This window comes from Streptomyces sp. NPDC047525, from assembly GCF_040643025.1.
Taxonomy (GTDB): domain Bacteria; phylum Actinomycetota; class Actinomycetes; order Streptomycetales; family Streptomycetaceae; genus Streptomyces; species Streptomyces durmitorensis.
This window is the reverse complement of sequence record NZ_JBEYTL010000025.1, coordinates 67,912-87,885: the sequence shown is the minus strand read 5'-3', so window position 1 is coordinate 87,885 and position 19,974 is coordinate 67,912. Positions and strand designations below refer to the sequence as shown.

29 protein-coding genes are annotated in these 19,974 nt (G+C 69.9%); 3 read left to right on the top strand and 26 right to left on the bottom strand.

Going from position 1 to position 19,974, the window contains the following annotated elements; all coding sequences use genetic code 11:
* The first annotated feature begins 73 nt into the window (after positions 1 to 73).
* Together ABZ833_RS41765 and ABZ833_RS41760 are read left to right on the top strand one after the other, a co-directional pair.
* Positions 74 to 1,231, top strand: coding sequence for a ParA family protein (locus ABZ833_RS41765; RefSeq protein ID WP_361058551.1), 1,158 nt, complete (start codon positions 74 to 76; stop codon positions 1,229 to 1,231).
* On the top strand, positions 1,228 to 2,454 hold the full coding sequence (locus ABZ833_RS41760) for a ParB/RepB/Spo0J family partition protein (protein WP_361058549.1): 1,227 nt from the start codon (positions 1,228 to 1,230) through the stop codon (positions 2,452 to 2,454). The genes ABZ833_RS41765 and ABZ833_RS41760 overlap by 4 nt, the downstream gene beginning before the upstream one ends.
* A gap of 483 nt (positions 2,455 to 2,937) precedes the next feature.
* Here ABZ833_RS41760 and ABZ833_RS41755 read toward each other — a convergent pair whose 3' ends face one another.
* The 18 genes from ABZ833_RS41755 to ABZ833_RS41670 all read right to left on the bottom strand — a co-directional run bounded on the left by ABZ833_RS41755 (position 2,938) and on the right by ABZ833_RS41670 (position 12,234).
* A complete protein-coding gene (locus tag ABZ833_RS41755; protein WP_361058547.1) occupies positions 2,938 to 3,522 on the bottom strand; it encodes a hypothetical protein in 585 nt (194 codons plus the stop codon).
* 230 nt (positions 3,523 to 3,752) lie between these two features.
* Positions 3,753 to 4,163, bottom strand: coding sequence for an SDR family oxidoreductase (locus ABZ833_RS41750; RefSeq protein ID WP_361058545.1), 411 nt, complete (start codon positions 4,161 to 4,163; stop codon positions 3,753 to 3,755).
* A 93-nt stretch (positions 4,164 to 4,256) separates the two neighbouring features.
* Positions 4,257 to 4,817, bottom strand: a complete 561-nt coding sequence (locus ABZ833_RS41745) for a hypothetical protein (protein WP_361058543.1) — start codon at positions 4,815 to 4,817, stop codon at positions 4,257 to 4,259.
* 76 nt (positions 4,818 to 4,893) lie between these two features.
* Complete coding sequence (locus ABZ833_RS41740; protein ID WP_361058542.1) at positions 4,894 to 5,166, bottom strand: hypothetical protein; 273 nt, start codon at positions 5,164 to 5,166, stop codon at positions 4,894 to 4,896.
* A 38-nt stretch (positions 5,167 to 5,204) separates the two neighbouring features.
* Entirely contained in the window at positions 5,205 to 5,390 is a 186-nt protein-coding gene (locus tag ABZ833_RS41735) for a hypothetical protein (protein ID WP_361058540.1), read from the bottom strand.
* Positions 5,387 to 5,857, bottom strand: coding sequence for a hypothetical protein (locus ABZ833_RS41730; RefSeq protein WP_361058538.1), 471 nt, complete (start codon positions 5,855 to 5,857; stop codon positions 5,387 to 5,389). Before ABZ833_RS41730 ends, ABZ833_RS41735 begins: the two co-directional genes overlap by 4 nt.
* Positions 5,857 to 6,060 (bottom strand): hypothetical protein, encoded by a 204-nt coding sequence (locus ABZ833_RS41725; RefSeq protein ID WP_361058536.1) that lies wholly within the window; start codon positions 6,058 to 6,060, stop codon positions 5,857 to 5,859. The genes ABZ833_RS41730 and ABZ833_RS41725 overlap by 1 nt, the downstream gene beginning before the upstream one ends.
* A 295-nt stretch (positions 6,061 to 6,355) precedes the next feature.
* Entirely contained in the window at positions 6,356 to 6,799 is a 444-nt protein-coding gene (locus ABZ833_RS41720; protein WP_361058534.1) for a hypothetical protein, read from the bottom strand.
* Entirely contained in the window at positions 6,796 to 7,482 is a 687-nt protein-coding gene (locus ABZ833_RS41715) for a GGDEF domain-containing protein (RefSeq protein WP_361058532.1), read from the bottom strand. The genes ABZ833_RS41720 and ABZ833_RS41715 overlap by 4 nt, the downstream gene beginning before the upstream one ends.
* Before the next feature lie 89 nt (positions 7,483 to 7,571).
* Positions 7,572 to 7,877 (bottom strand): hypothetical protein, encoded by a 306-nt coding sequence (locus tag ABZ833_RS41710; RefSeq protein ID WP_361058530.1) that lies wholly within the window; start codon positions 7,875 to 7,877, stop codon positions 7,572 to 7,574.
* 214 nt (positions 7,878 to 8,091) lie between these two features.
* Positions 8,092 to 8,865 carry a hypothetical protein gene (locus ABZ833_RS41705; protein ID WP_361058528.1) on the bottom strand — a complete coding sequence of 258 codons (774 nt, stop codon included), beginning with the start codon at positions 8,863 to 8,865 and terminating at the stop codon, positions 8,092 to 8,094.
* Between the two features lie 112 nt (positions 8,866 to 8,977).
* Positions 8,978 to 9,985 carry an ATP-binding protein gene (locus ABZ833_RS41700; protein ID WP_361058526.1) on the bottom strand — a complete coding sequence of 336 codons (1,008 nt, stop codon included), beginning with the start codon at positions 9,983 to 9,985 and terminating at the stop codon, positions 8,978 to 8,980.
* The gene (locus ABZ833_RS41695) at positions 9,982 to 10,338 is read right to left on the bottom strand and encodes a hypothetical protein (protein WP_361058524.1); all 357 of its coding nucleotides are present in this window, start codon (positions 10,336 to 10,338) and stop codon (positions 9,982 to 9,984) included. The genes ABZ833_RS41700 and ABZ833_RS41695 overlap by 4 nt, the downstream gene beginning before the upstream one ends.
* A gap of 114 nt (positions 10,339 to 10,452) precedes the next feature.
* Complete coding sequence (locus ABZ833_RS41690; protein ID WP_361058523.1) at positions 10,453 to 10,641, bottom strand: hypothetical protein; 189 nt, start codon at positions 10,639 to 10,641, stop codon at positions 10,453 to 10,455.
* On the bottom strand, positions 10,638 to 10,883 hold the full coding sequence (locus ABZ833_RS41685; protein ID WP_361058521.1) for a hypothetical protein: 246 nt from the start codon (positions 10,881 to 10,883) through the stop codon (positions 10,638 to 10,640). Before ABZ833_RS41685 ends, ABZ833_RS41690 begins: the two co-directional genes overlap by 4 nt.
* A gap of 19 nt (positions 10,884 to 10,902) precedes the next feature.
* Entirely contained in the window at positions 10,903 to 11,373 is a 471-nt protein-coding gene (locus tag ABZ833_RS41680) for an RRQRL motif-containing zinc-binding protein (protein WP_361058519.1), read from the bottom strand.
* Positions 11,374 to 11,651: 278 nt separating this feature from the next.
* Positions 11,652 to 11,894, bottom strand: coding sequence for a hypothetical protein (locus tag ABZ833_RS41675; RefSeq protein WP_361058517.1), 243 nt, complete (start codon positions 11,892 to 11,894; stop codon positions 11,652 to 11,654).
* A 139-nt stretch (positions 11,895 to 12,033) separates the two neighbouring features.
* On the bottom strand, positions 12,034 to 12,234 hold the full coding sequence (locus ABZ833_RS41670) for a hypothetical protein (protein WP_361058516.1): 201 nt from the start codon (positions 12,232 to 12,234) through the stop codon (positions 12,034 to 12,036).
* A gap of 97 nt (positions 12,235 to 12,331) precedes the next feature.
* Here ABZ833_RS41670 and ABZ833_RS41665 point away from each other — a divergent pair, with 97 nt between their 5' ends.
* Positions 12,332 to 12,625, top strand: coding sequence for a hypothetical protein (locus ABZ833_RS41665; RefSeq protein ID WP_361058514.1), 294 nt, complete (start codon positions 12,332 to 12,334; stop codon positions 12,623 to 12,625).
* 20 nt (positions 12,626 to 12,645) lie between these two features.
* Here the strand turns inward: ABZ833_RS41665 and ABZ833_RS41660 are convergent, their stop codons facing one another.
* The 8 genes from ABZ833_RS41660 to ABZ833_RS41625 form a co-directional block, all read right to left on the bottom strand.
* Positions 12,646 to 13,182: a hypothetical protein gene (locus tag ABZ833_RS41660; protein WP_361058512.1), complete on the bottom strand. Its 537-nt coding sequence runs from the start codon at positions 13,180 to 13,182 to the stop codon at positions 12,646 to 12,648.
* Between the two features lie 15 nt (positions 13,183 to 13,197).
* Positions 13,198 to 13,419 (bottom strand): hypothetical protein, encoded by a 222-nt coding sequence (locus ABZ833_RS41655; protein ID WP_361058510.1) that lies wholly within the window; start codon positions 13,417 to 13,419, stop codon positions 13,198 to 13,200.
* 28 nt (positions 13,420 to 13,447) lie between these two features.
* The gene (locus ABZ833_RS41650) at positions 13,448 to 13,636 is read right to left on the bottom strand and encodes a hypothetical protein (protein ID WP_361058508.1); all 189 of its coding nucleotides are present in this window, start codon (positions 13,634 to 13,636) and stop codon (positions 13,448 to 13,450) included.
* A gap of 71 nt (positions 13,637 to 13,707) precedes the next feature.
* Complete coding sequence (locus ABZ833_RS41645) at positions 13,708 to 16,128, bottom strand: DNA translocase FtsK (protein ID WP_361058506.1); 2,421 nt, start codon at positions 16,126 to 16,128, stop codon at positions 13,708 to 13,710.
* A 124-nt stretch (positions 16,129 to 16,252) separates the two neighbouring features.
* Entirely contained in the window at positions 16,253 to 16,654 is a 402-nt protein-coding gene (locus tag ABZ833_RS41640) for a hypothetical protein (RefSeq protein WP_361058504.1), read from the bottom strand.
* A gap of 12 nt (positions 16,655 to 16,666) precedes the next feature.
* Positions 16,667 to 17,794, bottom strand: a complete 1,128-nt coding sequence (locus ABZ833_RS41635) for a hypothetical protein (protein WP_361058502.1) — start codon at positions 17,792 to 17,794, stop codon at positions 16,667 to 16,669.
* Positions 17,795 to 19,115: 1,321 nt separating this feature from the next.
* Positions 19,116 to 19,337: a hypothetical protein gene (locus ABZ833_RS41630; protein ID WP_361058500.1), complete on the bottom strand. Its 222-nt coding sequence runs from the start codon at positions 19,335 to 19,337 to the stop codon at positions 19,116 to 19,118.
* The gene (locus ABZ833_RS41625; RefSeq protein ID WP_361058498.1) at positions 19,338 to 19,859 is read right to left on the bottom strand and encodes a hypothetical protein; all 522 of its coding nucleotides are present in this window, start codon (positions 19,857 to 19,859) and stop codon (positions 19,338 to 19,340) included.
* Positions 19,860 to 19,974: the final 115 nt, after the last annotated feature.

The following is a 19,974-nucleotide window of genomic DNA, read 5'->3' as shown; positions in this document are numbered from 1 at the left end:
GACACCTCGCCAGTCACGCAACACGCTGGCGGTGTTCTTTTGCCACACCTTCGACGGTTAGTAAGGTACCCGCATGACCGTCCCATACGATCCCGATGATCGGGAAAAGGTAGTCGCCAAGCTGCCAGGCGCTCTGCGCCAGGAACTCAAGGTCCGGGCCGCGGAGTTGGGCGTGGACATCAAGGACGCCGTCACCGAAGGCATCCATGCCTGGCGTGCGGCTCCCTCCCCTCGCCCTCAAGTCGACACCTCGGGTGGCAGCTCCTTTTCGACGTACGTGCCGACCGGCTTGTACGCCGCGCTCAAGAGCGACTGCAAATCCCGTGGGATCGCGTTCAACCAAGGTCTCGCGCAGGCAATTCGCCTCTGGCTCGACAGTTCTCCCTCCCCTCGCCGTACGCCTTCCCCGACGGAGGAGGCCCGGCGTCTGGTCTTCGGCAACCAGAAGGGCGGTGTCGGCAAGACCGCCACGTCCGCCGGTGTCGCCGAAGCGCTCGCAGAAGCAGGCAAACGCGTCCTGCTGATCGACTTCGACCCGCAGTGTCACCTGACCAAGCAACTTGGCTACCCGATGCTCGGCATCGACGACCCCAGCCTGGCCAAGCACATGCTGGGCGAAGGCAAGGGAAAGCTGCGTGAGCTGCTCGTCCCGATAGAGGAAGGCTGCTTCGGCGGCCGGCTGTTCCTGCTGCCCGGCTGCAAGGACGCCTTCCTGCTGGACGCCAAGCTGGCCACCACCCGACACGTACGGATCAAGGAGACAGCGCTGGAGAAGGCGCTGGAGCCACTGGAGGCCGAGTTCGACTACATCGTCATCGACTGCCCACCCAGCCTGGGCTATTCCATGGACACCGCCCTGTACTACGGGCGCACCCGCGGCGACGAAGCCTCGGGCAGCTCGGGGGTCCTGATCCCCGTGCTGGCCGAGGACTCCTCCGCCGACGCCTACGACATGCTCTTCGACCAGATCGAGGACCTGTCCGACGACCTCGACATCCAGATCACCAAGCTGGGCTTCATCGTGAACATGTACGACGCCCGCAAGGGCTACATCGCCACCTCTTCCCTCGACAGCTGGAAGGGCATCGGCGATCCCCCCGTCCTCGCCGTCATCCCCGAGCGCAAGGAGCAGCGTGAAGCGGCCCGCCTCAAGCAGCCGTTGCTGTACTGCGCGCCCAACAGTGAGCAGTCCGACGCCATGCGCACCGTCGCTGTGGCGGTGAACGGATGAAGGCCGCCGACCGACTGGGCACCGGCTCCTCCTTCGGGAAGGTTCCGCGCGGGCGCAGCGACCGCGGCCGCGCCAAGGCCGTCGCCCAGGGCGACGTCCCGGCCTACGAGCTCGTACGGCTCCACCTGGACGAGGTTGCCCCCACTCCCCTCAACCCCCGGCGCAACTTCGGCTCTGCCGAGGAAAAGTCACGCTTCGGCGAGGAGCTGCGCCAGGCGCAGCTCGCCGCCTGCGTCGCCGTATCCCGGGATGCCTATCTCGCGTTGTGGCCCGATCACGAGTCGCAGATCGGCGCCGTGGCGCATGTCCTGGTCAACGGCGAGCGCCGGTATCGCAGTGCGGTGCACGTCGGGCTGGAGGCCCTCGACTTCGTTGTTCGTGACGATCTCGCCTCTTCCCGGGAAGAGTTCGTCAACCACCTACTCAAGGAGAACCTTGACCGGGAGGACTTCGACGTCATAGAGCGTGCCCGCGGTGTGCAGGAGCTGGTACAGGTCTGCTCCGAGCAGTCCTCGCGAGGTGCCCGCACCCGGGCTGCAGAGCGGCTCGGCAAGGACCGGTCCTGGATCACCAATCAGTTGGCGCTGCTGGAACTGCCGCATGAGGTGCAGGCAATGCTCAGTTCCGGGGACATCGCGGAGCGGGACGGGCGCACCCTGGCTCGCCATCTGAAGGACCATCCCGGGCTGGAGGCAGCCGATCTCATCGCCCATCTGAAGGCGCTGAAGGAGGGCGAGGTCCAGGCCAAGGCGGAAGAGAAGGCGATACTGCAGGCGGCCAGGACGGCCCGCCCGGCCAATGGTGAGGCTCCGTTGTTGTCCGCGGACAACAACGGTGCTGCCGCTCCCCCGCAACAGGCCGAGCAGCCCGCAGCTCAGGGTTTGTTGTCCGCGGACAACAAGGCGAGCAGCCCTCTGCCGTCGGTCAAGCACGAGACTGATGTCCCGGAGAGCGATGAGAGTTTGTTGTCCGCGGACAACAAGTCGCGCCCCAGTAAGACGGCCGGGACGGTCGCGAAGGACGACAACGCGCACCTCGGTAAGGCTGCCGGGAAAGTCGCGGACTCCCCTGGTGTAGCTCTGCCACACCAGGCCAGCCAAGAGCTGGTGGACACGCTTCCCTGGACAGACCCGGCCTGGGTCGATCGGCAAGTGCGCCGCCGCATGGACCGGGAAGACCTCAAGAAGCTGGTGTGGCTTCTCCAGGCTGAAGAGGACGAGTAGTCCCAGATTCTCGCGATCACCAAACAATGAGGGGCCCGTCAGAACAATCTGGGGGCCCCTCATTGTTTGATAGGAATCGAACACCCGGCCGCGGGTGTTGGCCCGGTCCTATTCATCGAGCGGTCGTCAGACTCACGTTTCCGCATGGAATCGGAAGGCGCCATGGGTGCTTCAGCAGCGGCACCTTGGCTAGGGTTTGTTGTCCGCGGACAACAAACCGCGCCCCAGCAAAGCGGCCCCCCTGTCCCGGACACCCCTCCTGCCTCCCAACGAAGCTGGCCGATGCCGGGTCCCTGACCTGGCTGTACCAACGTCGTTGGGTCGGCTGGGCTGAGGGGAGGGAAGACCCGCGTCACCATCTTCCTCAACGCAACTCCGGCGACGAGTCGTCGTCATGGTCGCTCACGCCCAGCGACTTCACCCAAACGCCAACGCAGGTCGTCGGGCACTCAGCTGTGCGGGTGCGCCGGTTGGCTCTCAGCACTACTGATCCAGGCGTTCTGCATACGCGTTGGCCTCAGTGGGACCCAGGATGATCACTGCGCCGAGCTGAGCGAGAGGATCCTTCTTGGTTACCTTCATGAAGTTCCGATCGGACGTGACGTACACGTCGCCACCGGCCTGGATATGCGTGTGCAAGCCCAGCCCGTCCAAGCGGTAGTTCCGCCACTTCCGCTTGGCCTTCGCTTGGCCCTCAGCGCTCATCGAGGCGTCGGGCGTGAAGTCGTAAGGCAGAGCAGGGAACAAGACCTCGTGGATCTTGCGCAGCTCATCGTCAGTGGAATCATCCGGCCACACCCCCCAGTCCCAGTAGGCAAAGTCCCAGGTCAACACAGGCTTCAGGATGGGCAGGTGTCCCATACCGGCCAGCTGCAGCCGGTTCTGGAAGACAGCGAAGTCCGTCAGTGTCTCCCCGTCTACCTGGTTCTCAGCGGCAGTCGTTGCGGCGATCTGCACTATCGCCGTCCCATCGGCATGCCTGCTCAGGAGAGCTCGAATTCCGGGAGCAGAGTCCCGCTGTTCTTCGAGCGCTACCAGGCAATTGGTATCTAGCGTGAAGCTCAGCAAGGTATCTCCTGATCGCTCGTTCTCATGCTCTGACCGACGCTAGCCGTTGCATCGGTGCATGCAGGCAGAATGGCTCCGACGGACCCCGTCTGAGGCTTGTTGCCCGCAGACAACAAGCTCCGAGCCAGCAAGACAAACACCCTCGCTTCCCGGCAGGGATCCTGCCGGGAGTCGGCCTGCCGTCCGGAAAGAGGTCCGGGAGGGCGGGGCACACGGTATGGGCGCGAGCCCTACAACAGGGCGCCGCCGGACACCTCGAGGCGCTGGGCGGTGACCCATCGCAGGTCCTCGGAGGCGAGCGCGGCAATCGCGTCGCCGATCTCCTGCGGTTCACCGACGCGGCCGAGCGCGGTCTGCGCGCCCAAGCCCTCGCGCATCTGCGCGTCGTCCCGCATGGCGCCGCCGTTGAAGTCGGTGGCGGTCGGCCCCGGCGCGATGGCATTGACGCGGATCTTGCCCGCCCCTAGCTCCACGGCCAAGGTCCGGATGAGGACCTCGACCGCCGCCTTGGAGGCCGAGTAGACCGAGGTGTCGGCACTGGTGTGGCGGCTGAGGGAGGAGGAGACGTTGATGATCCGCCCCCCGTCAGCCAGCAGGGGCGCAAGCCCCTGGAACGCGCTGGTCCGGGTCTGATTGCTCATGAAGGCTACGTTCGGTGACGGCCGATGGGGTGGCATCCGGGGCGGCCGGAGTCGTAGTCGGCAGCCGCCCCGGGCCGTTGTGCGGGTGGAACTTCAGCGGCGTCGTAGCAGGGTGCGCCACGAGCGGCGGGGCGGTGTTTTGGCTGCGCGGGCGTCGGCCCACAACCGTTCCACCTCGTCCATCTGCCGTTCCACGTAGTAATCGGGCTCGCAGTTCTCGCCCCGGCAGACGGGGCAGCCGTGGGGGTGGTCGGCGATGCTCGCCGGGATACGGCAGCCGAGCTGTTCGCAGGTGGGGACGGTGGGGTCTTCGCCCATGCCGTCGCAGTAGGGGCAGCGTGTGTAGGCGTAGTCGATGGGTGCGCCGACCAGGTCGCGGTGCAGGGTGGCGAGGCCGGGAACGCCCAGCTCGCGCAGGAGCGCGTCGGCGCTGAGGATCTGCCGGGCAAGGGGCGTCTGGTGGCGGTTAGTGAGCATCCGGACGGCGGTGCACCAGGCGAGGCTGGAGCGGTCGATCTCCGGGGTGAAGTCGATCCAGCCGTACTCATCGGTGGTGAAGGGGCCGGCCGGGACGGTGAGCGGCATGTCCAGGGTGGCGAGTTCGGTGGTGACCTCGGTGACGCGGTCGGTGAAGCGGTCCATGAACGTGGTCATCTACGTGTCCTCCCATGCGACAGCCCGTACCTCCTGCGGCATTCGCAGGGAGTACGGGCCTTCGTGTTGAACTGGCTCAGGCGGCCGTCGCGTTGTCGTTGGTCGGGGGCGGGGTAGGGCGGCGCAGCCCCGGGATCTTCTGCTTCCATCGGTCCCAGAGGGTGGGATGGGTGTGGCGCCAGGCGGCGCGGTCCAGGCTGACGGGCTCCGTGTAGCGCTGGGAGAGGCCGCAGGTGCACTCCAGGCCGTAGGGGAGTGCCCGGTCGTCGTCGCGGGTCGTGGTGACGACGACGCGGTCTCCGTCGTGGCTGCCGTGGTAGGTGCCGACCCAGAGCTGCTGTGTGAGCATCACGGTTCCGTTCTGTGTGGTGAGAGGTGCCGGGGAGTTCAGGTACCGACGGGGGCGTGCGGAGTGACCACGAGGAACGTGTCGGTGGGCAGGTCCATCACGACCTGTGCGTCGATGCCCTGGGCGCGCTTGGCTCGGGCGTAGTCGTCGGCGGGCCAGGAGCCGCGGGGGTGGCCGGCGGGGAATCGCTCCAGGACCGTGCGGGCGTTGGCGTCGGTCGTCATCGCGGGCCGCCGTTCTCGCGGGCTGCGATCAGGGCGCCGATCGCGTCGGGGTTCGCGGCCAGACCGACCCACGTGCCGGACGCGGTGAAGACGGGGACCTGGTCGTGGTCGGCGTCGAAGATGACGACGTAGTCCCCGAATCGCTCCAGCAGCATGGGGGCCGGGGTGGGGTCCAGGATTTCCAGGGCATCGACGGTGACGTGCGGCGGCGCGTCGGGGTCTTCGGGCTGGGCGACGGTGCCGGTGACCCGCAGGAGGTCGCCGGGCCGGACGTCGCGCAGTAGGAGATGGGTGATGTGCGGGGCTCCGGTGCTGCATGCGTACACGGTGTCCGGGGTGTCGAGGGGGAGTTGGTCCGCGTCGACGGGGGAGTGGATCAGGTCGAACGTGGCGGTGCCCCACGCGGTGCCGGGGGCCGGGACGGCGTCGACATAGCCGTCGATAGTGAAGGGGGATTGAGGGGTCATCAGCGGGCCTCCGCCGGGGTGTTGGTGGTGTGCGGGGTGCGGGGTCGGGGGGTGCGTAGCGCGAGGACCAGGAACTGGCAGTTGCGCTTCTGGTCGGCTTCGGTGAGTGGCCGGGCCGGCGCGCCGCGGTGGTGCCACAGCGGGGAGGCGGGCGGCTCGGGGTAGGCGAGGTGGTCGACGTCGTGCTGTGGGGTGTTGCTCATGGGGGCCTCCAGGTGGAGGAGTCAGGCGTGGTCGTCGTCGCGCCGGCGCTTGGACTGGAGGTCGGAGGCGAACCTGCCGAGGCGGGCCTCACCGGGTTCACGGCGATCCAGTTCTCAGCGCACGCCTTGTGAACGGGCTCCCCGGAGTGGGAGCGCATCGGCGTGGGCTGCTCACACAGCACGCAGGGGCGGTCCTGCCAGCGGTCGAAGTGCTGGCTGTCACGCCAGTCCAGCAAGCCGCCGGGGACCGGGAATCAGGCCCGGCTCCCACAATGGCTTCTTGCTGCTCCTGCGGTCAGGGCCGCAGGAGTGGCAGCTGCTGGAGGACTCGGTCCACGAGGTCCTGCGTCGGCTTCCAGGCCGGGAGCGCGCCCGTCGCGGGCACGGGCAGCGGCAGTTCGTGGACGTCGGCGAGGACCAGGTGCTGGACGTCGCGTTGCGCCCAGGGGCTGGGGCAGCGCTCGAGCCCCCGGTCCAGGTGGCAGTCGGTGAGCCGGGCGACACCGATGACCGCCCCGAGGTGGAGTTCGCGGCCGCGGATCGCGGTGGCCACCAGCGGGTCGCGCAGCACGGCGGGCTCCGGCTTCGCCTTCCCGGCGTGGAGGAGGACCCAGCCGCGCCACGGCCAGTGGGCGGGCCTGTTCTCCGTGCGCTTCCCGGCGAGGATGCAGGTCGCCCAGGGCTGGCGGATGGTGATGCCGCGAATCCAGTCGCCGCCCTCGAGTTCGGCGGCGCTCACGTGGCACGCGCCAGAAGGTGCGTCCCACGGCGGCCGGTGCGGCGGCCGTTGACGGTGTCCGTGTACGCGTCGGCCCGCGTCGCGAGGTACGGGAACGTCTCCCGCCCCTTCTTGACCTTGTACATGGCGGCGTCCGCGCCGCGCAGGATCGTGCGAGTCGACTCACCGGGCAGGTCCAGGGCGCGGGCGATGCCGAGCGAGAAGTCCAGACGCAGCGTGTTCTGCTCGTGCCGGAAGGGCTGTTGCAGCTGCTCGCGCAGTTCGGCGATCTCGGTGAGCGCGATCGCCGGCGGGAGCACGACGGAGACGGCGAATTCGTCGCCGCCCAGCCGGGCAGCGAGCGCCTGGCGGCTCGCGCTCCAGTGGGCGAGGCGTAGGCCGGTGGTCTGGATGACGGCGTCGCCCGCAGCGTGCCCGTGGGTGTCGTTGACGGCCTTGAAGCCCACCCCGTCCAGCATCAGGACGTGCAGGGCATCGCGGTGCCGGGTGCGCAGGAGCCGCTCTCCGTGCGCGATGAGCTCGGGGCGGCCGGGCAGGCCGGAGAGCTGGTCCTTGCGGGCGACGGCCAGGCGCCGGTGGAGTGTCAGGGCGTGGACGGTCCAGCCGGTCAGCGGGAGAGCGGCGGTGGTCAGTAAAAGGGTGCGCTGCCCGATCCGGGCCTGAACGCGCAGGAGGGAGGACATACTTGAGTTCTCCGTCTCGTCTCGTACGGGATGGATGGGCCCGGGGCAGTCGTCAGCCGGTCAAGCAGGGCGACTGTCCCGGGGCGGAGCTACAGCGCGAAGTCGCTGCGGCGGGTGCAGCTGAGCGGGTTGTGCCAGCGGCCGGCCTTCGCGGCGTGCCAGTCCAGCGCCCAGCCGGGCCGCAGCCCGCGCGCTCCCCAGCTGTCCGGCTGCTTGCCGGGGATGTCGAGTCCGGCCTGCTGTGCGGCGAGCGCGGCGTCGTACACCTCGTGCGCGCGCCGCAGGGCCGTGGTGGGGGAGTCCGCCTCGCCGGTGAAGACGTGCAGACCCCGCAGGGCCGGGTTGGTGGTGTCGTGTATCGGGACGTCTACCTCGTAAACCTCGCGGTTCGGCATGACGACCCTCTCCTTCCGTGCCTGGTGTGTGAGGGGCCACCGCGCCGTCCTGGTCTCGGAGGTGATGCCAGGGCGGCGGGGAAGCCCGTCAGATCGCCGTGGGGCGGAGACGGTGGAGCCGTTCCGGCCCGGCGCGGGCAGGGCCGGAACGGCTCCGTGGGGTTCAGTCGTTGGCGGCAGGCTGGTCCAAGGACGCCTCTTCTGTTCGAGCAGATCAGGCAGCTGCGACCGCAGCAGGGGAGTCGAGACCGACGCCGCGCAGCGCGTCCAGGACGTACGCTTCGAAGCGGTTCTGGTGCTGGGCGGCGACCGCGTGGCCGGTGGCGCGGCTGTAGGCGTAGCAGTGCGCCATCATGCTGGCGTCAGTGTCGGCGAGGGCCTGGTCGACGGCGTTCCGCGCGAGGTGCTCGATCCAGGTCTGGGCGGCCGATTCGCGGCGAGTGTGCGAGGTGGACATGGCGACGGCGTCCGCCCATCGGCCGCTGCCGCAGGTGGGGCCGCCGCACTGCTCCCAGTCCCACTTCCGGTCGCGCATGCCCTCGGGATCGGCGTCCCAGTCCGCCGCCCAGCGCGCGGCCCGCTCGGGGATCTCCTGCTGGATGACGTTCAGGACGTCGCGGCCGGCGGGCCCGAGCGCGAGGTGGGCGTTGGTCTCCTCGAGGACGCGGATCTGATGGGAGAGCAGCCGGTAGGGGTAGTAGCGCTGGCTCCAGTTACCGGTCTCGCCCAGCGGCTCCACGATCCACAGCCGGACGGGCCAGGTGACGGGCCAGATGCCGGTGTCCTCCAGCGCCTCGCCGACGCGCTTGACCATGCGGAAGTAGGAGAAGCGGCTCTCGTCGTACCACTTGTTGCGGCAGGGGTTGGGGTGGTCGATGACCTGGCCGACGCTGGCGGCGAGGTTCACCGGGGTCCCGGCCTCGCGGGACATCTCGATGATGCCGTCGGCGGGGGTGGCGATGTACCAGGTGACGGGCTTGCGGGCCATGCGGTCCTCCGTAAAGGGGTGTTGGCGGCCGGAGCCGCTCATAACCGGGTGTCGGTCGGGGTACGCGGGTCGCCCGCGCTGGCGTGGACGATGCGGCGGTGCGCGGCGCGGCTCACGCGCCGACCGCCTCCTTGTACTGCGCGGCGAGGTCGTCGCGGCCCTCGGGGTCGTCGTCCTGGTCGCGGTCGTGGTCGTCGTCCTCCTGGTCGACGTCGTCGGGGCCGCCGTGGACGGTGCACACGGTGTCTGGGTGCGGCCGGTCGCTGGTGTGCGCGATCAGGAGGTCGGTCACGGAGTAGACGGCCTGCCAGGCGGGCGCGTCGCATTCGTCGTCGTACGGGCAGTACACGAGCAGGTCGAAGCCGAGGTCGCCCTCGCCGTCGACGTTCGTGCGCAGGGCGAGCACGAGCCGGTCGGGTCCGAGGCGGATCTCGCCGACGCGGTCGCCGCCCGCCAGTTGGGAGTTGTCGCGCCACGTCCACAGCGGCAGTACGTCGGCGCCGAGGGTGCGGCGCACGAGGAACAGGTCACCCAGGCCGTCGCCGCGGCCGTCCCAGCCCATCTCGTGGCGGCGGGTGTCGCTGGCGCGCTGCAGGAGCGGCTCCAGGCGGTGGATGTTGTCGGCGAACACCACGTGGTCGAAGCCCTCGCCGCGCAGCTGCGGGAACGCCTTGACGGCGTCGGCGTGCTGGCGGCGTACGACGTCCTCGGGCACGGCCAGGGTCGGGTCGCGGTCGGCCTGGCGCTTCACGCAGACGTCGGCCGGGGTGGAGACGAGCAGCGCGACGGTCGGCACGCCATGGGCGCGGGCGACGTCGATCAGGCCCTTGCGAATGACGGCCTCGGTGTTCGTCGCGCTGATGACCGTGGTGAGCCTGCGAGCAAGGCGGGCCTTGAGCGCGGCGTGCATGAGGGCGGCCGCGGCCGACGTCGCAGTCTGGTCGCCAGCGCAGTCCGACACCATCGCCCTGAACTGGTCGAGCTCCAGGACCTGCGTGGCGGGCCACGTGCTCGCGAGGGTCGTCTTGCCACTGCCCGATGCCCCGATCAGGACGATGAGCGACGGGTCGGGAATGGTCGTGTCGATCGGCTGCATCGTGCCGGTGAAGGTGGTCTTCATGCACGTTCTCCTTGCGGGTGGAGGGTGGAGGTGGCCAGGTGCAGGCGCATCCCGGCGGAGTCGCCGATGTAGGCGGCGGCCTCCTCGATCGCGCAGGCCGCGGATTCGGCGTCCTCGCCATCCAGCGGCGCGAGCACGGCGACGCGGGAGGCCATCGTGAGGAGCTGGCTGAGGGCACCGAAGAGGCCGTCCTGCGGGCAGGCCTCGTCGAACAGCTCGCGCAGCAGCCCGGCGAGAAGTTCGGGGTCGACCGGGTCGCCCAGTTCGTCCTCGAGCTGCTGGACGGCGAGCTTGGCGATCGAGGCGGAGGAACGCACCCGGTCCAGCCGGGGGCGGGCGGCGGGACGCTGCATGTGGGGGTTTCTCCTGATCTCGAAGCGGGTGAGGGGAGGGGTGGGCAAGAACAACGGCCCTGCCCGTGAGGTCGGGCAGGGCCGGGAAGGTGCCGGATTTCGTGGCGGTGGAGATCAGAGCCATTCCAGTTCGTCGTCGAAGCACAGGACGTCGCCGATGAAGAACCCGAGCCCGGACACCGTCCAGCGGTAGTCCGTGAGTTCGCCTGGCGGCTCCTCGTCGAGGACGTAGCCGATCCGGCCGGCCGCCCGGGGGTCGTCCTCGCAGGAGACGATCAGGACCTCGTTCTCGCGGCCGGTCACGTCAGCGGGATGGCTCGGCAGGCGGAGGCGTGCGCGCTGGCCTTCTCGCGCATGTCGAAGAGGTAGGCCTCCTCGGGGAAGCGCGAGGCGTCCTTGCAGCCGTGGCACTTCCAGCGGTTCTTCATGTGCTCGCCGCCGCCGGTGACGTCGACGTAGGCGCCGCCGACGGTGGAGTAGCGGATCTGCAGGTCCTTGGGTCGATCGGGCTCGCTGAAGGCGGAGACGCGGACGGCGGTGTTCATGACGGGAAGTCCTCTCAGGTCAGGCAGCCAGTCGGTGGTCGGTGATCGAGGCCGGATCGTGCATGACGGTCTCGGGGCTGGGCTGGTAGCCGCGCTCACAGGGGTCGCAGTGGCCCACCTTCCGCAGCGGCAGGCAGTGGTAGTACCGGCGGCGGCAGAGCGGGCAAGTGGACCTTGCGGCCACCGCGCGGTCCAGGGCTTCTTCCTGCGCGAGCGTCGGGACGCGCTTCGGCTTCGCCAGGTCGACACGGAGCAGGTAGCCGCGAGTGGGGTGTCGGCAAGACCACTGCGGGCGGGTCGCACAGAGCTTGCAGCGCAGGATCGCGACCGGGCCCTGATTTTCCCCCGGGCTCAGGCCCATCTCCCGCAATTTGCGTCGCGTGACCAGGCCTTCGGGTACAGCGGCGCCGCGGTCGTACTCCGGCAGGGACGCGGCGCTGCGCGCAACCCGTGTCACCTCGCGCCGACGGCGCTTGCGCGTACGCGGCATCACCGGCTCCAGGAGCCGGGGAGACGAGGGTGGGGCAGCGGGTAGCGGGGGCCGGGGCGTTGCGGGCGGGGCCGGCCGATGCGGCGGCGCGGGCGGGGGATGAGCACGAGCAGGTCCTCCAGGTCGTCGGTGACAGCGCTGCGCCCCGCCGACCAGGTGGTGGTCGGCGGGGCGCAGCGGGTGCCGGTTCGGGGCTGGGAACGGTGTGCGTGTGCAGGCCGGTCAGGTGCCGGGCTGGCGTGGTGGCGAGGCGATGCCAGTGCGGCTCCTGCGGACGGTCATCGCGACTTGGAGGGTGACGGGGTCGGCTTGGGCAGCGGTTTGACCGACGGGTTGGCGGGGGCGGTGTGGGTCGGCTGGGGCTTGTCGGGGGTCGTCGCGGCGTCGCCGCTGCTGTGTGTGCCGATGTAGAAGCCGCCGATGAGTCCGAGGATGAGGAAGACCTGGTGGCGGTGGGCTCTCCACCAGGTCGGCGGCGCAGGTTCGGTGAGGACTCCTATGACGGCAGGCCGTTTCGCCAAGGCGTTGTCTCCCAGAGGGTGTTCCGCAGCAGTGCTGCGGGGACGGATGGCTGTGCGGTGCGCGAGGCCAGTCGGCCTGCCCGTGCCTCGCGCGCCGCTGAGGTGCGGCGGGCGAGGACCAGGCGGGTCGGCCGGAGGGTCACGGGCGGGTCTGCGTCGTGGTGCTGCGGTCGGTGTGCTGTTCGCCCTGGGCGTCGTTGCCGTTGAACTGGCCGACCAGGAACAGCACCAGGAGGAGCAGGCCGCTGACGACGACCTTCAGGGACAGCGAGAGGCCAGCGGGCTTGGGCGGCGTGTAGGGCTTGAGCTCGAAGAGCTGGCGCGGGGTGTGATCGGCCATGACAAGGCTCCTGAGGGGGTTGGGGTGGGATGGTTCCGGTGGCCGGGTGGCCTGCGCCGCACTCGACTTCCGTCCTGTGGGGCGGAGTTCGGGGGCGATGCGGGTGATCCGGGATCTGGTGCGGGCGCCCGGCGTGCGCCACGCTGTGGGCAGGCACAGGGAGGAGTTGGGCGCGATGGGGTTGTTCTCTCGCGAGGACCCCGTGGTGGTATTCGAATCAGTGGTCGATTCCGACGGGGTGATCTGGCCGGCCTGGACGGATGATGAGGGCCAGTTGTGGATCGACGCTGAGGAGGGGCTGGAAGTCGCGGTCTCCGGTGCGGTTGTCGACGGTGTCATCTACGACGCGTGGATCGACGAGTACGGCCAGTTGCGCATCGAATTCGACTGACCGGCTTCGACCGACCGGGTTCAGATCCCGCGTGCGTCGGCGAGGTTCGCGGCCTCGCCGAGGATCCGGAGTGGAACACGCCCGTTGGCCCAGGAGTCGTTGAAGCCGGGGACGGAGTCGACGTCGTCACCGAAGCGCTTTCGAATGGAGTCCAGGACGAGGGCGGCGGCGTCGGACTCCAGGCCGAGTCTGCCGCCGGCTTCCTTGCGGATCGCACCGAGCAGGCAGACCGCGCCGCGTTCGTCGGTGAGGGCGCCGCTGCACCAGCCGCTGGTTTCCATCCGGTCGCGGGCGCGTTCCAGGAGGGCTGCCATCGGTGTGGCGGGGGCGGGCAATTTCGGGGTCGGGGTCGGGGTGAGCGGCACGGTGACGACGTCGGCCAGGTCGACGGGGTCGGTGGGGATGTGTGCGGTGCGGACCTCGTAGGCGACGGCCGCTTCATCGAGCCGGACGGTCATGGACGCGTCCACGATGGCCATGCGGGCTTCCAGGGAGAGCTCCGTCGCAGCGTCCTGGGTGGCGGGCGGTCTGGCGGGTGTGCTGGTGAGTATGTGCATGAGGCAGCTCCCAGGTCAGCCGATGCCGCTCTCGGCCGCGGCAACGAAGTCGGCGAGGGTGACGTCCTGCCAGCGAGGGCGCGGCGGCGCGCTCCAGATCGTGCGGGTGCGGCCCGTCACCAGCAGTTCGTTGATCAGGCGAGTCGCCTTCGGGCCGGTGCCTGTGCGGAACAGGGCGTCGGCTTCATCGACGACGATCAGCGAGGGCTTGGGCGCGAGTAGTTCAGGGCGGAGCACGGGTCCTCCGGCGTGTGGAGTGGCGGGGTCACAGGGACTGGGCCCGTCCGGCGATGGTCTGGATCGCGCGGGTGATGCCGGGCGCGAGGCCGGTGGAGGCGAGCGCGAAGCCGAACAGGGCACAGGCGATGCCCGGCCAGATGCGCTGGGAGCCGGTGCGCACCAGAACGATCACGATCAGAGCCATGACGCCGGCGAGGGAGAGGGAAATGACCATGCGGATGTCCTTCCGGGGATGAACGGGCCGCCCGGCCCTGGCGGCGAGGGCCGGGGCCGGGCGGGCAGGGGTTAGTCGTCGGCGAGTGCGAGGTCGGCGCGCAGTTCGCGTACGACCTCATCCGCGGCGTCCGGTTTGACCAGAACCTCGCGGGCCTTGCTGCCGTCGGCGGGGCCGACGATGCCGCGCGCTTCGAGGGTGTCCATGAGCCGTCCGGCCAGGGCGAAGCCGACGCGCAGCTTGCGCTGCAGCATCGAGGTGGAGCCGAACTGGGTGGAGACCACCAACTCGGTGGCCAGGAGCAGCAGCTCCCCGTCGAAGCCCTCCGAGGGCATGCTCTTGGTGCCCGGGGCCTCGCCGGCTGCGGGCTCGGGTTCGGTGTGGCCGCCGGCGGGGGCGTACTCGCCGTGCTCGGGCTGGTGCAGCAGGCCCTCTTCGACCAGATCGCTCAGCTTGTTGCGGACGGTCCCGGGCGTTGCGTCGACCAGTTCCCGGATCTCCTTGGCGGTCATCCGGCGGGTGACCACGGCGAGGATCTGGTCCCTGACCTTGGTCTTGGACGGCTTGGCGGCCGCGGCCGGGGTGAACACCGGTGCGGTCGGCACCGCGAAGGACGGGGTGCCGCCGCCGGGGCCGTCGGCCTCGGGCTCGGGTGCGTCCCAGTCGCCGTACAGGTCGCCCTGGGCGGCGAGGCCGTCGGCTTCCCGGTCGGTGATGGTGGCGATGGTGCCGTCGGCGGGGAAGATGTCGCCGAGTCCGTCGGGGGTGCCGTCGTCGGGCAGGTGCACGTACAGGGTGCGCATCAAGGTGGCGTCGGAGCCGGTGACGACGTGTCCGGCGCCCTGGGTGGTCGCGCCGGGCGCGTCGGATTCGGTGCCCTTCATGCGGTCCATGAGGGAGACCGCCGCGCCGAGCCGGTCGGGGATCGGGGCGAGGTCGGCGTCCCCGGCGAGGCCGCCGGTGGCCTGGCGGGCGGCGATGCCGCCGGAGATGCGCAGCACGATGCCGACGCCGCCCTGGACCTGCTCGCGCAGGGAGGCGGCGCCGCCGAGCTTGTCGAGGTTGAGGGTCTGGCCGGCGAACAGTACGCCGACGCCGAACTTGCGGCCCTCGCGGGCGAGGATGTCGGTCAGCTCCGCGATCTCGTCCCCGTACAGCGGGTCGGTGACCAGGGAGTTGAACTCGTCCAGGACGACGATGAGGGCCGGGTAGGGCGAGTTGAAGGAGAAGTCGTGCCCGACTTCGGCGTTGATCTCGCCGCGCACGTTCATCAGGCCGACGGCGGCGCGCAGCTGCCGTACGGTGCGCAGGGCGCCGGAGCCCTGGCGGTCGACGTAGCGGCCGACGGCGGACATCTGTGCGTCGGGCCGGGCGGAGGTCACCCAGCACACGACTCCGGCCAGGGAGTAGGCGGCGCACATCAGGGCCATGGCCACGGTCTTGCCGGAGCCGGTCACCCCGACCAGGAAGCCGTGCAGGGTGCCGGACGCGGACCGCATGTGGACCTGGGCGTCGCGGCCGTCGTGGGTGGTGCCGATGGTGAACCGGCCGTGCCGGTCCAGGGTGAGCAGCTCGCGGGTGGCGGGGCGGGCCTGCTTGAACGGCGCCTCGTCATACAGGGTGATCAGGACCTCGCGGCCCTGGGCTTCGGCGACCAGCCGCATCTCGGCAGTGTTGACGCCGAACGCGGAACACAGCTGTTCGTGGTTGACGCGGGCGACCTGCCCGGACGGCACCGCCGCCAGGATCATGACCTTGCCCGGGGTGTCGTCGTCGATCGCCACAACGCCAGCGCCGGGGATCGCACCGGAGGGGGCGGCGATGAATTCGTCCCACATCTGGTCGAAGCGGCCCTTGCCCTGCTGGGAGGGCTGCACGCTCAGCCGCATCCGGCCGGGCCCGCTGTTGGGGATCTCGGTCAGGGTGACGGTGGAGACGGGGTAGCCGAACACGGCGGCGATGTCGGTCAGTTCCATGCGCGGCACCGCGGTGCCGGCCGGGGCCACGATGACCGCATGGAAGTCGGCCTGGTCGGCGTGGAGCTGCTCGATGTTCTCCAGGTGCGTGTCCTGGGAGACCTTCGCGTCGGCCCACAGTTTGGCGACGATGCCCTCGAACGTGGTCGGGTAGCTCTCGGTGTCATCGGGACCGGGCCGCCATCCGGCGCGGGTGATCGGCAGCCACAGGCTCATCAGCCCGCCCCACGCGGCCGGGGCGGCGATCTGCCACCACGAGGTGCCGTCCACGACGGCGTTGGCGGTGTACACGCCGACGGCGCCGAGCAGCGGCAGGGACCGCTGGCTTGCCTTGAGCAGCTTGGGGAAGTTCCCGGCCTTGGTGCGCCGGTACAGCCACCACAGGCAGCTGCTGCCTGCGACGGCGACGGGGGCGTGCACGGCGGCTTCGCCGAGTTCGGGTACGACTCCCAGCGCGAGCGCGGATGCCCCGTAGGCGACACGCTCCACCTTCGCCCGCGTGGGCATCCGCTTCATCACGGCAGGTCAACTCCTTCTCTGTTCTGTTGAGTTCAGTGCTCCCGGCCGCGCGGGATGGATGTGGGTGAGGGCCGCGCACCCGAGCGGGTGTGCGGCCCTCACGTGCGGCGGGGCGGCGGGGTCAGCGCTGCCGGTAGAAGCCCGGCTTGGCCATGGGCACCTTGGAGACGGCGTTCTTGTTGTAGATGCCGCCGTACTGGGTGGCGTGCGTGCTCTTCCAGTTGCTGGTGGCCTGGTAGAGGCGGTCGCCGATCGCGGCGATGCGCAGGCCGCCGCCGGCCACCTTGCCGAACTGGGCGGCGATCTCGTCGATGCGACTGGTGTGGGTGGCGTGGACTTCGGCCTGGCGGCACATGGCGGCCAGGATCGCGCTCATCTTCGCGTTGCTGCGCATCCGGGTCTTGATCTGCTCGGCTTCCTCCTTGAGGGCAGCCGCGGCCTTTTGCAGCAGGGCGAGCTTGGCCTGCTTGGCCTTGAATCCGTTGCCCGCTCCGTCGGAGCCGCCCCGGGCGAGTTCGCTCATCGCGATCTCCTCCTAGTTCTCGTTGTGGAGGCGGGAGCTGGGGGTGACCAGGCCCTGGTCCGCGGTCTCCTGCTCGATCGGCTGGTAGTCCTGCTTCATCTGGCTCTCTTCGACTTCGGCGAGTTCCGCCGCGGCCAGGGCGTCCTTGGCCATCTGGAGGGCCTCACGGAGCAGTTCGAGCACCGTGTTCTGGGTCTCGGCGGCCGCTTTCATGACCTTCTGCGAGCCGACGTTGTGCGACGTGCTGAGGTCGTTGACCATCGTTTCGAGCTGGCCGAGCAGCTTGCGCGCCGACTTCGCCAGGCCGTCGCAGTCGTCGTGGGTCTCCATGCCCTCGGTGACCAGCTTGGCCAGCACCTTCACGCAGTCGCCCTTGGTCACTTCCGTGGCGTGTTCGGCGGCCATGCCACCAGGTCGCGGCTTGGCGACGAACGCGCCGGCCGGGGCTGTTCCCATGGGGATCGGCTCCTTCTTTCGAGTGGTGCCCGGCCGCTTCCCGGCCGGGCGGTAGGGGGCACGGGGCAGGGCAGGCCGCGGCTCCGAGGGCAGGGGCTGCGAGGCGGGGGCGGCAGGCCGGGAATCCTCGGACTCCCACGGCTGCCGGTTGCGGCGCGCCGGGCCGGCCTGTTCGACGGTGATGGTCGTGGGCACCGGCTTGATGTAGTCCCACGGCGAACTCCGCGCCCAGGTGAAGCCCGGCCCCGTCCCGGCACCGGAGCTGCCCGTCCCGCTGCCCGTTCCGGGCCCGCTGGTGTTCTTGGGCCGGGACTTCTTGGGCCCGGGCTTCTTGGGCTTCGTCTTGCCCGGCTTGGTCTTCCACGCGGACGGGCCCTTCCCGGCCGTGGCGCCCGGGCCGGTGCCCTTCGGGCCGCCGGTATTCGGCTTCGCCCCACCGGCCGGGCCCGGGCTCTTGACCGAAGGGGCGCCTTTCGTGCCGCCCTTCGACGAGGGGGTGGGGTTGAAGACGCAGCCCGTAATGCCGCCGCGCTTCTTCCAGCGGTCGGCCATGGTGTTGCCGACCGCCTGCCAGAACGTCGTACGCCCGGCGTTGGCGCCGGTGGAGCCGGATTTGCCCGCAGACGGCTTCCCGGCGCCGGCCGCCGCCGGACTGCCCGGTGCGGGCTTCCACCCGCCCTTCACGGCGGTGTTCGCCCCGCCCGCAGCCGCCCCCGGTTTCGCTCCGCCCGGCTTCGCAGCACCCGGCGCGGTGCCCGGCTTCGGCGTGTTGTTGACGCCGCCGGGTGTCCCGCCGCCCGTGGGCTTGGGCTTGTTCGTCTTGCTGACGACCGGAGTGGACGGCTTCCGGTTCTTCCACCGGTCCGTGAGCGTGTTGCCGACCGCCTGCGGCAGCGTGGTGCGGCCGCTCGGGTTCTTCGGGTTCTTCGGAGTCGTCGCCTTGCTGAGGACCGGAGTGGACGGCTGGCGCCGATTCCACCGGCCGTTGACCGCATTGCCGACCGCCTGCGGGAGCGTGGTGCGGCCACTCTTGGAGTTGCCCTTCGGCGCTCCGGACCCTGAGGACCCTGTGGACGGGGAACGGCCGCTCCCGCCCCGGCCGTTGACGCCGCCGGAGCGGCCCGGCCCGTTCGGTCCGGGCGAGTTGCCCCTGCGGCCCCCACCGCCGCCTCCCGACGCTCCCAGTCGGCTGGGAGCGGTCCGGCCGCCACCCAGCGCTCCTCCGCGCCCGCCTGCACCGCGCGGAGCGGGCCCTGACGGGGGGCCCGAAGAACGTCCTCGAGGCGAGCCGCCAGACGCGCCGCTGGAGGATCGTCGCGAGCCCACCGGCCCGCCAGCCCCACCGCCGCGTCCCGAGCCGCCAGCGGACCTCCCAAGGGCCCTCTTGCCGTACTCGTGCGAGGAGGGGGCGCCGCGCCCGCCGTGCGCCCGGGCGCGCTGAGCGTCAGCCTGCGCGGCGAATTTCGCTGAATCCGCATTGGATTTCGCGGCCAGCAACTGCAGTTCCCGCTTGTGTTTTGCGGCTTCGATCCGGCGCGGCCCGGACTCCTGAACCCAGGTGTGGATTCCCTCGAATGCGGCCAATGCGATAGCCAATATGGCGGCCATCGACAAAGCACCCGTGCGGGGAGGTCCAGGATCAGCCGGAGTATTCGTGACGCCGTCGCTGCGAAGCGCCGCCGGGGTGATGCCGGGCGTGCGTGGCGCGATGGGCGGCGGGGTCAGGTCGAACGGGGAAATGCGCCCCATTCTCGGGTCAGGGCTCGTATCCGGTCCCGCACCGCCTCCCGGCGCCAGTGTGGGGACGGGAGGAGCTACGGGGGGCGGCGGCGATCCGATCCGGGGAATCGGGAACACGTTGTCCGGGCGTTCTTCGTCGGACACGTGCCCTCCCTTCGTGGTGACGGCCGGTCACCGGAGGGGGTCTCCTCGCACGCGTACAACGCACGCGTGTGTAGGGACCCCCGATCCGGGGTTCCGGCGGTGATGATGATGACGGTGACGATCACTCAAGGTGAGTGCGGTAGATCTGCTCCAGCTCGCCCGAAATCGCGTTGAAGACGCTCGGGTCGCCGGTCCTTTGGGATTTCTGGATCGCCGAAACTTTCACGAGATCGAGCCAAACACGCATGAATTCTTCCGGCGCTTTCTCGCCCTGCTCGTGAGCGTTCCTAAATTTATCGTTCCAGAGTTCCGCCTTCTTTGGCGGCATTCCGGAATTCTGCATTTAGGCCCCCCTCTTCTTCTGCTGCCCGAAGAAATCACTCAGGACCTGCGGCGAACCATTCGCGCCCGCCTGATTGTTCTCGTTCTGTGCAGGGGAAAGGCGCTCCAGGGTGCGGGCCGCCGAATTCTGCGCGACCTCCTGAATCTGGCCCTTCCTCAGCGCCTTCTTCTGGTCCTTGTTGCGGGTCTTTTCCTCCCGCTCCTGGGCCACCGTCTGCGGGTCGGTCTTCTCGTACGCCGCGACCGTGCCGTTGATGGCCTTCGCGGCCTGGCGCATCGCCTTGGCCGCGTCCCGCAGCGGCTTCACCCGCCGCTTCGCCCGCAGCTTCGCCGACCAGGGCATATCCCCGTCCACGCTGCGCTGCTTGAGGTCCGCCTCCAGGGCGTCGGCCAGCGAGTCGTAACTCTGGGCGTCGGTCAGCATGCCCGCGCCGTGCTGCGCCTGCCAGGTCTCCCGTGTGGTGTCCAGGCGCAGAGCCTGGACACCGGACGTGACGCGAGTCGCGATGTCCGTGCTGCTCATCAGGGGTTTCTCCTTCATGAAGGGCCGTACAGGGGATCCGGATCAGTGGAAAGCTCTGGGTGGCGCTTCGGCGCCTTCACCGTGTCCCCGAGGCATTTCCGGTGTCTCGGGGGCC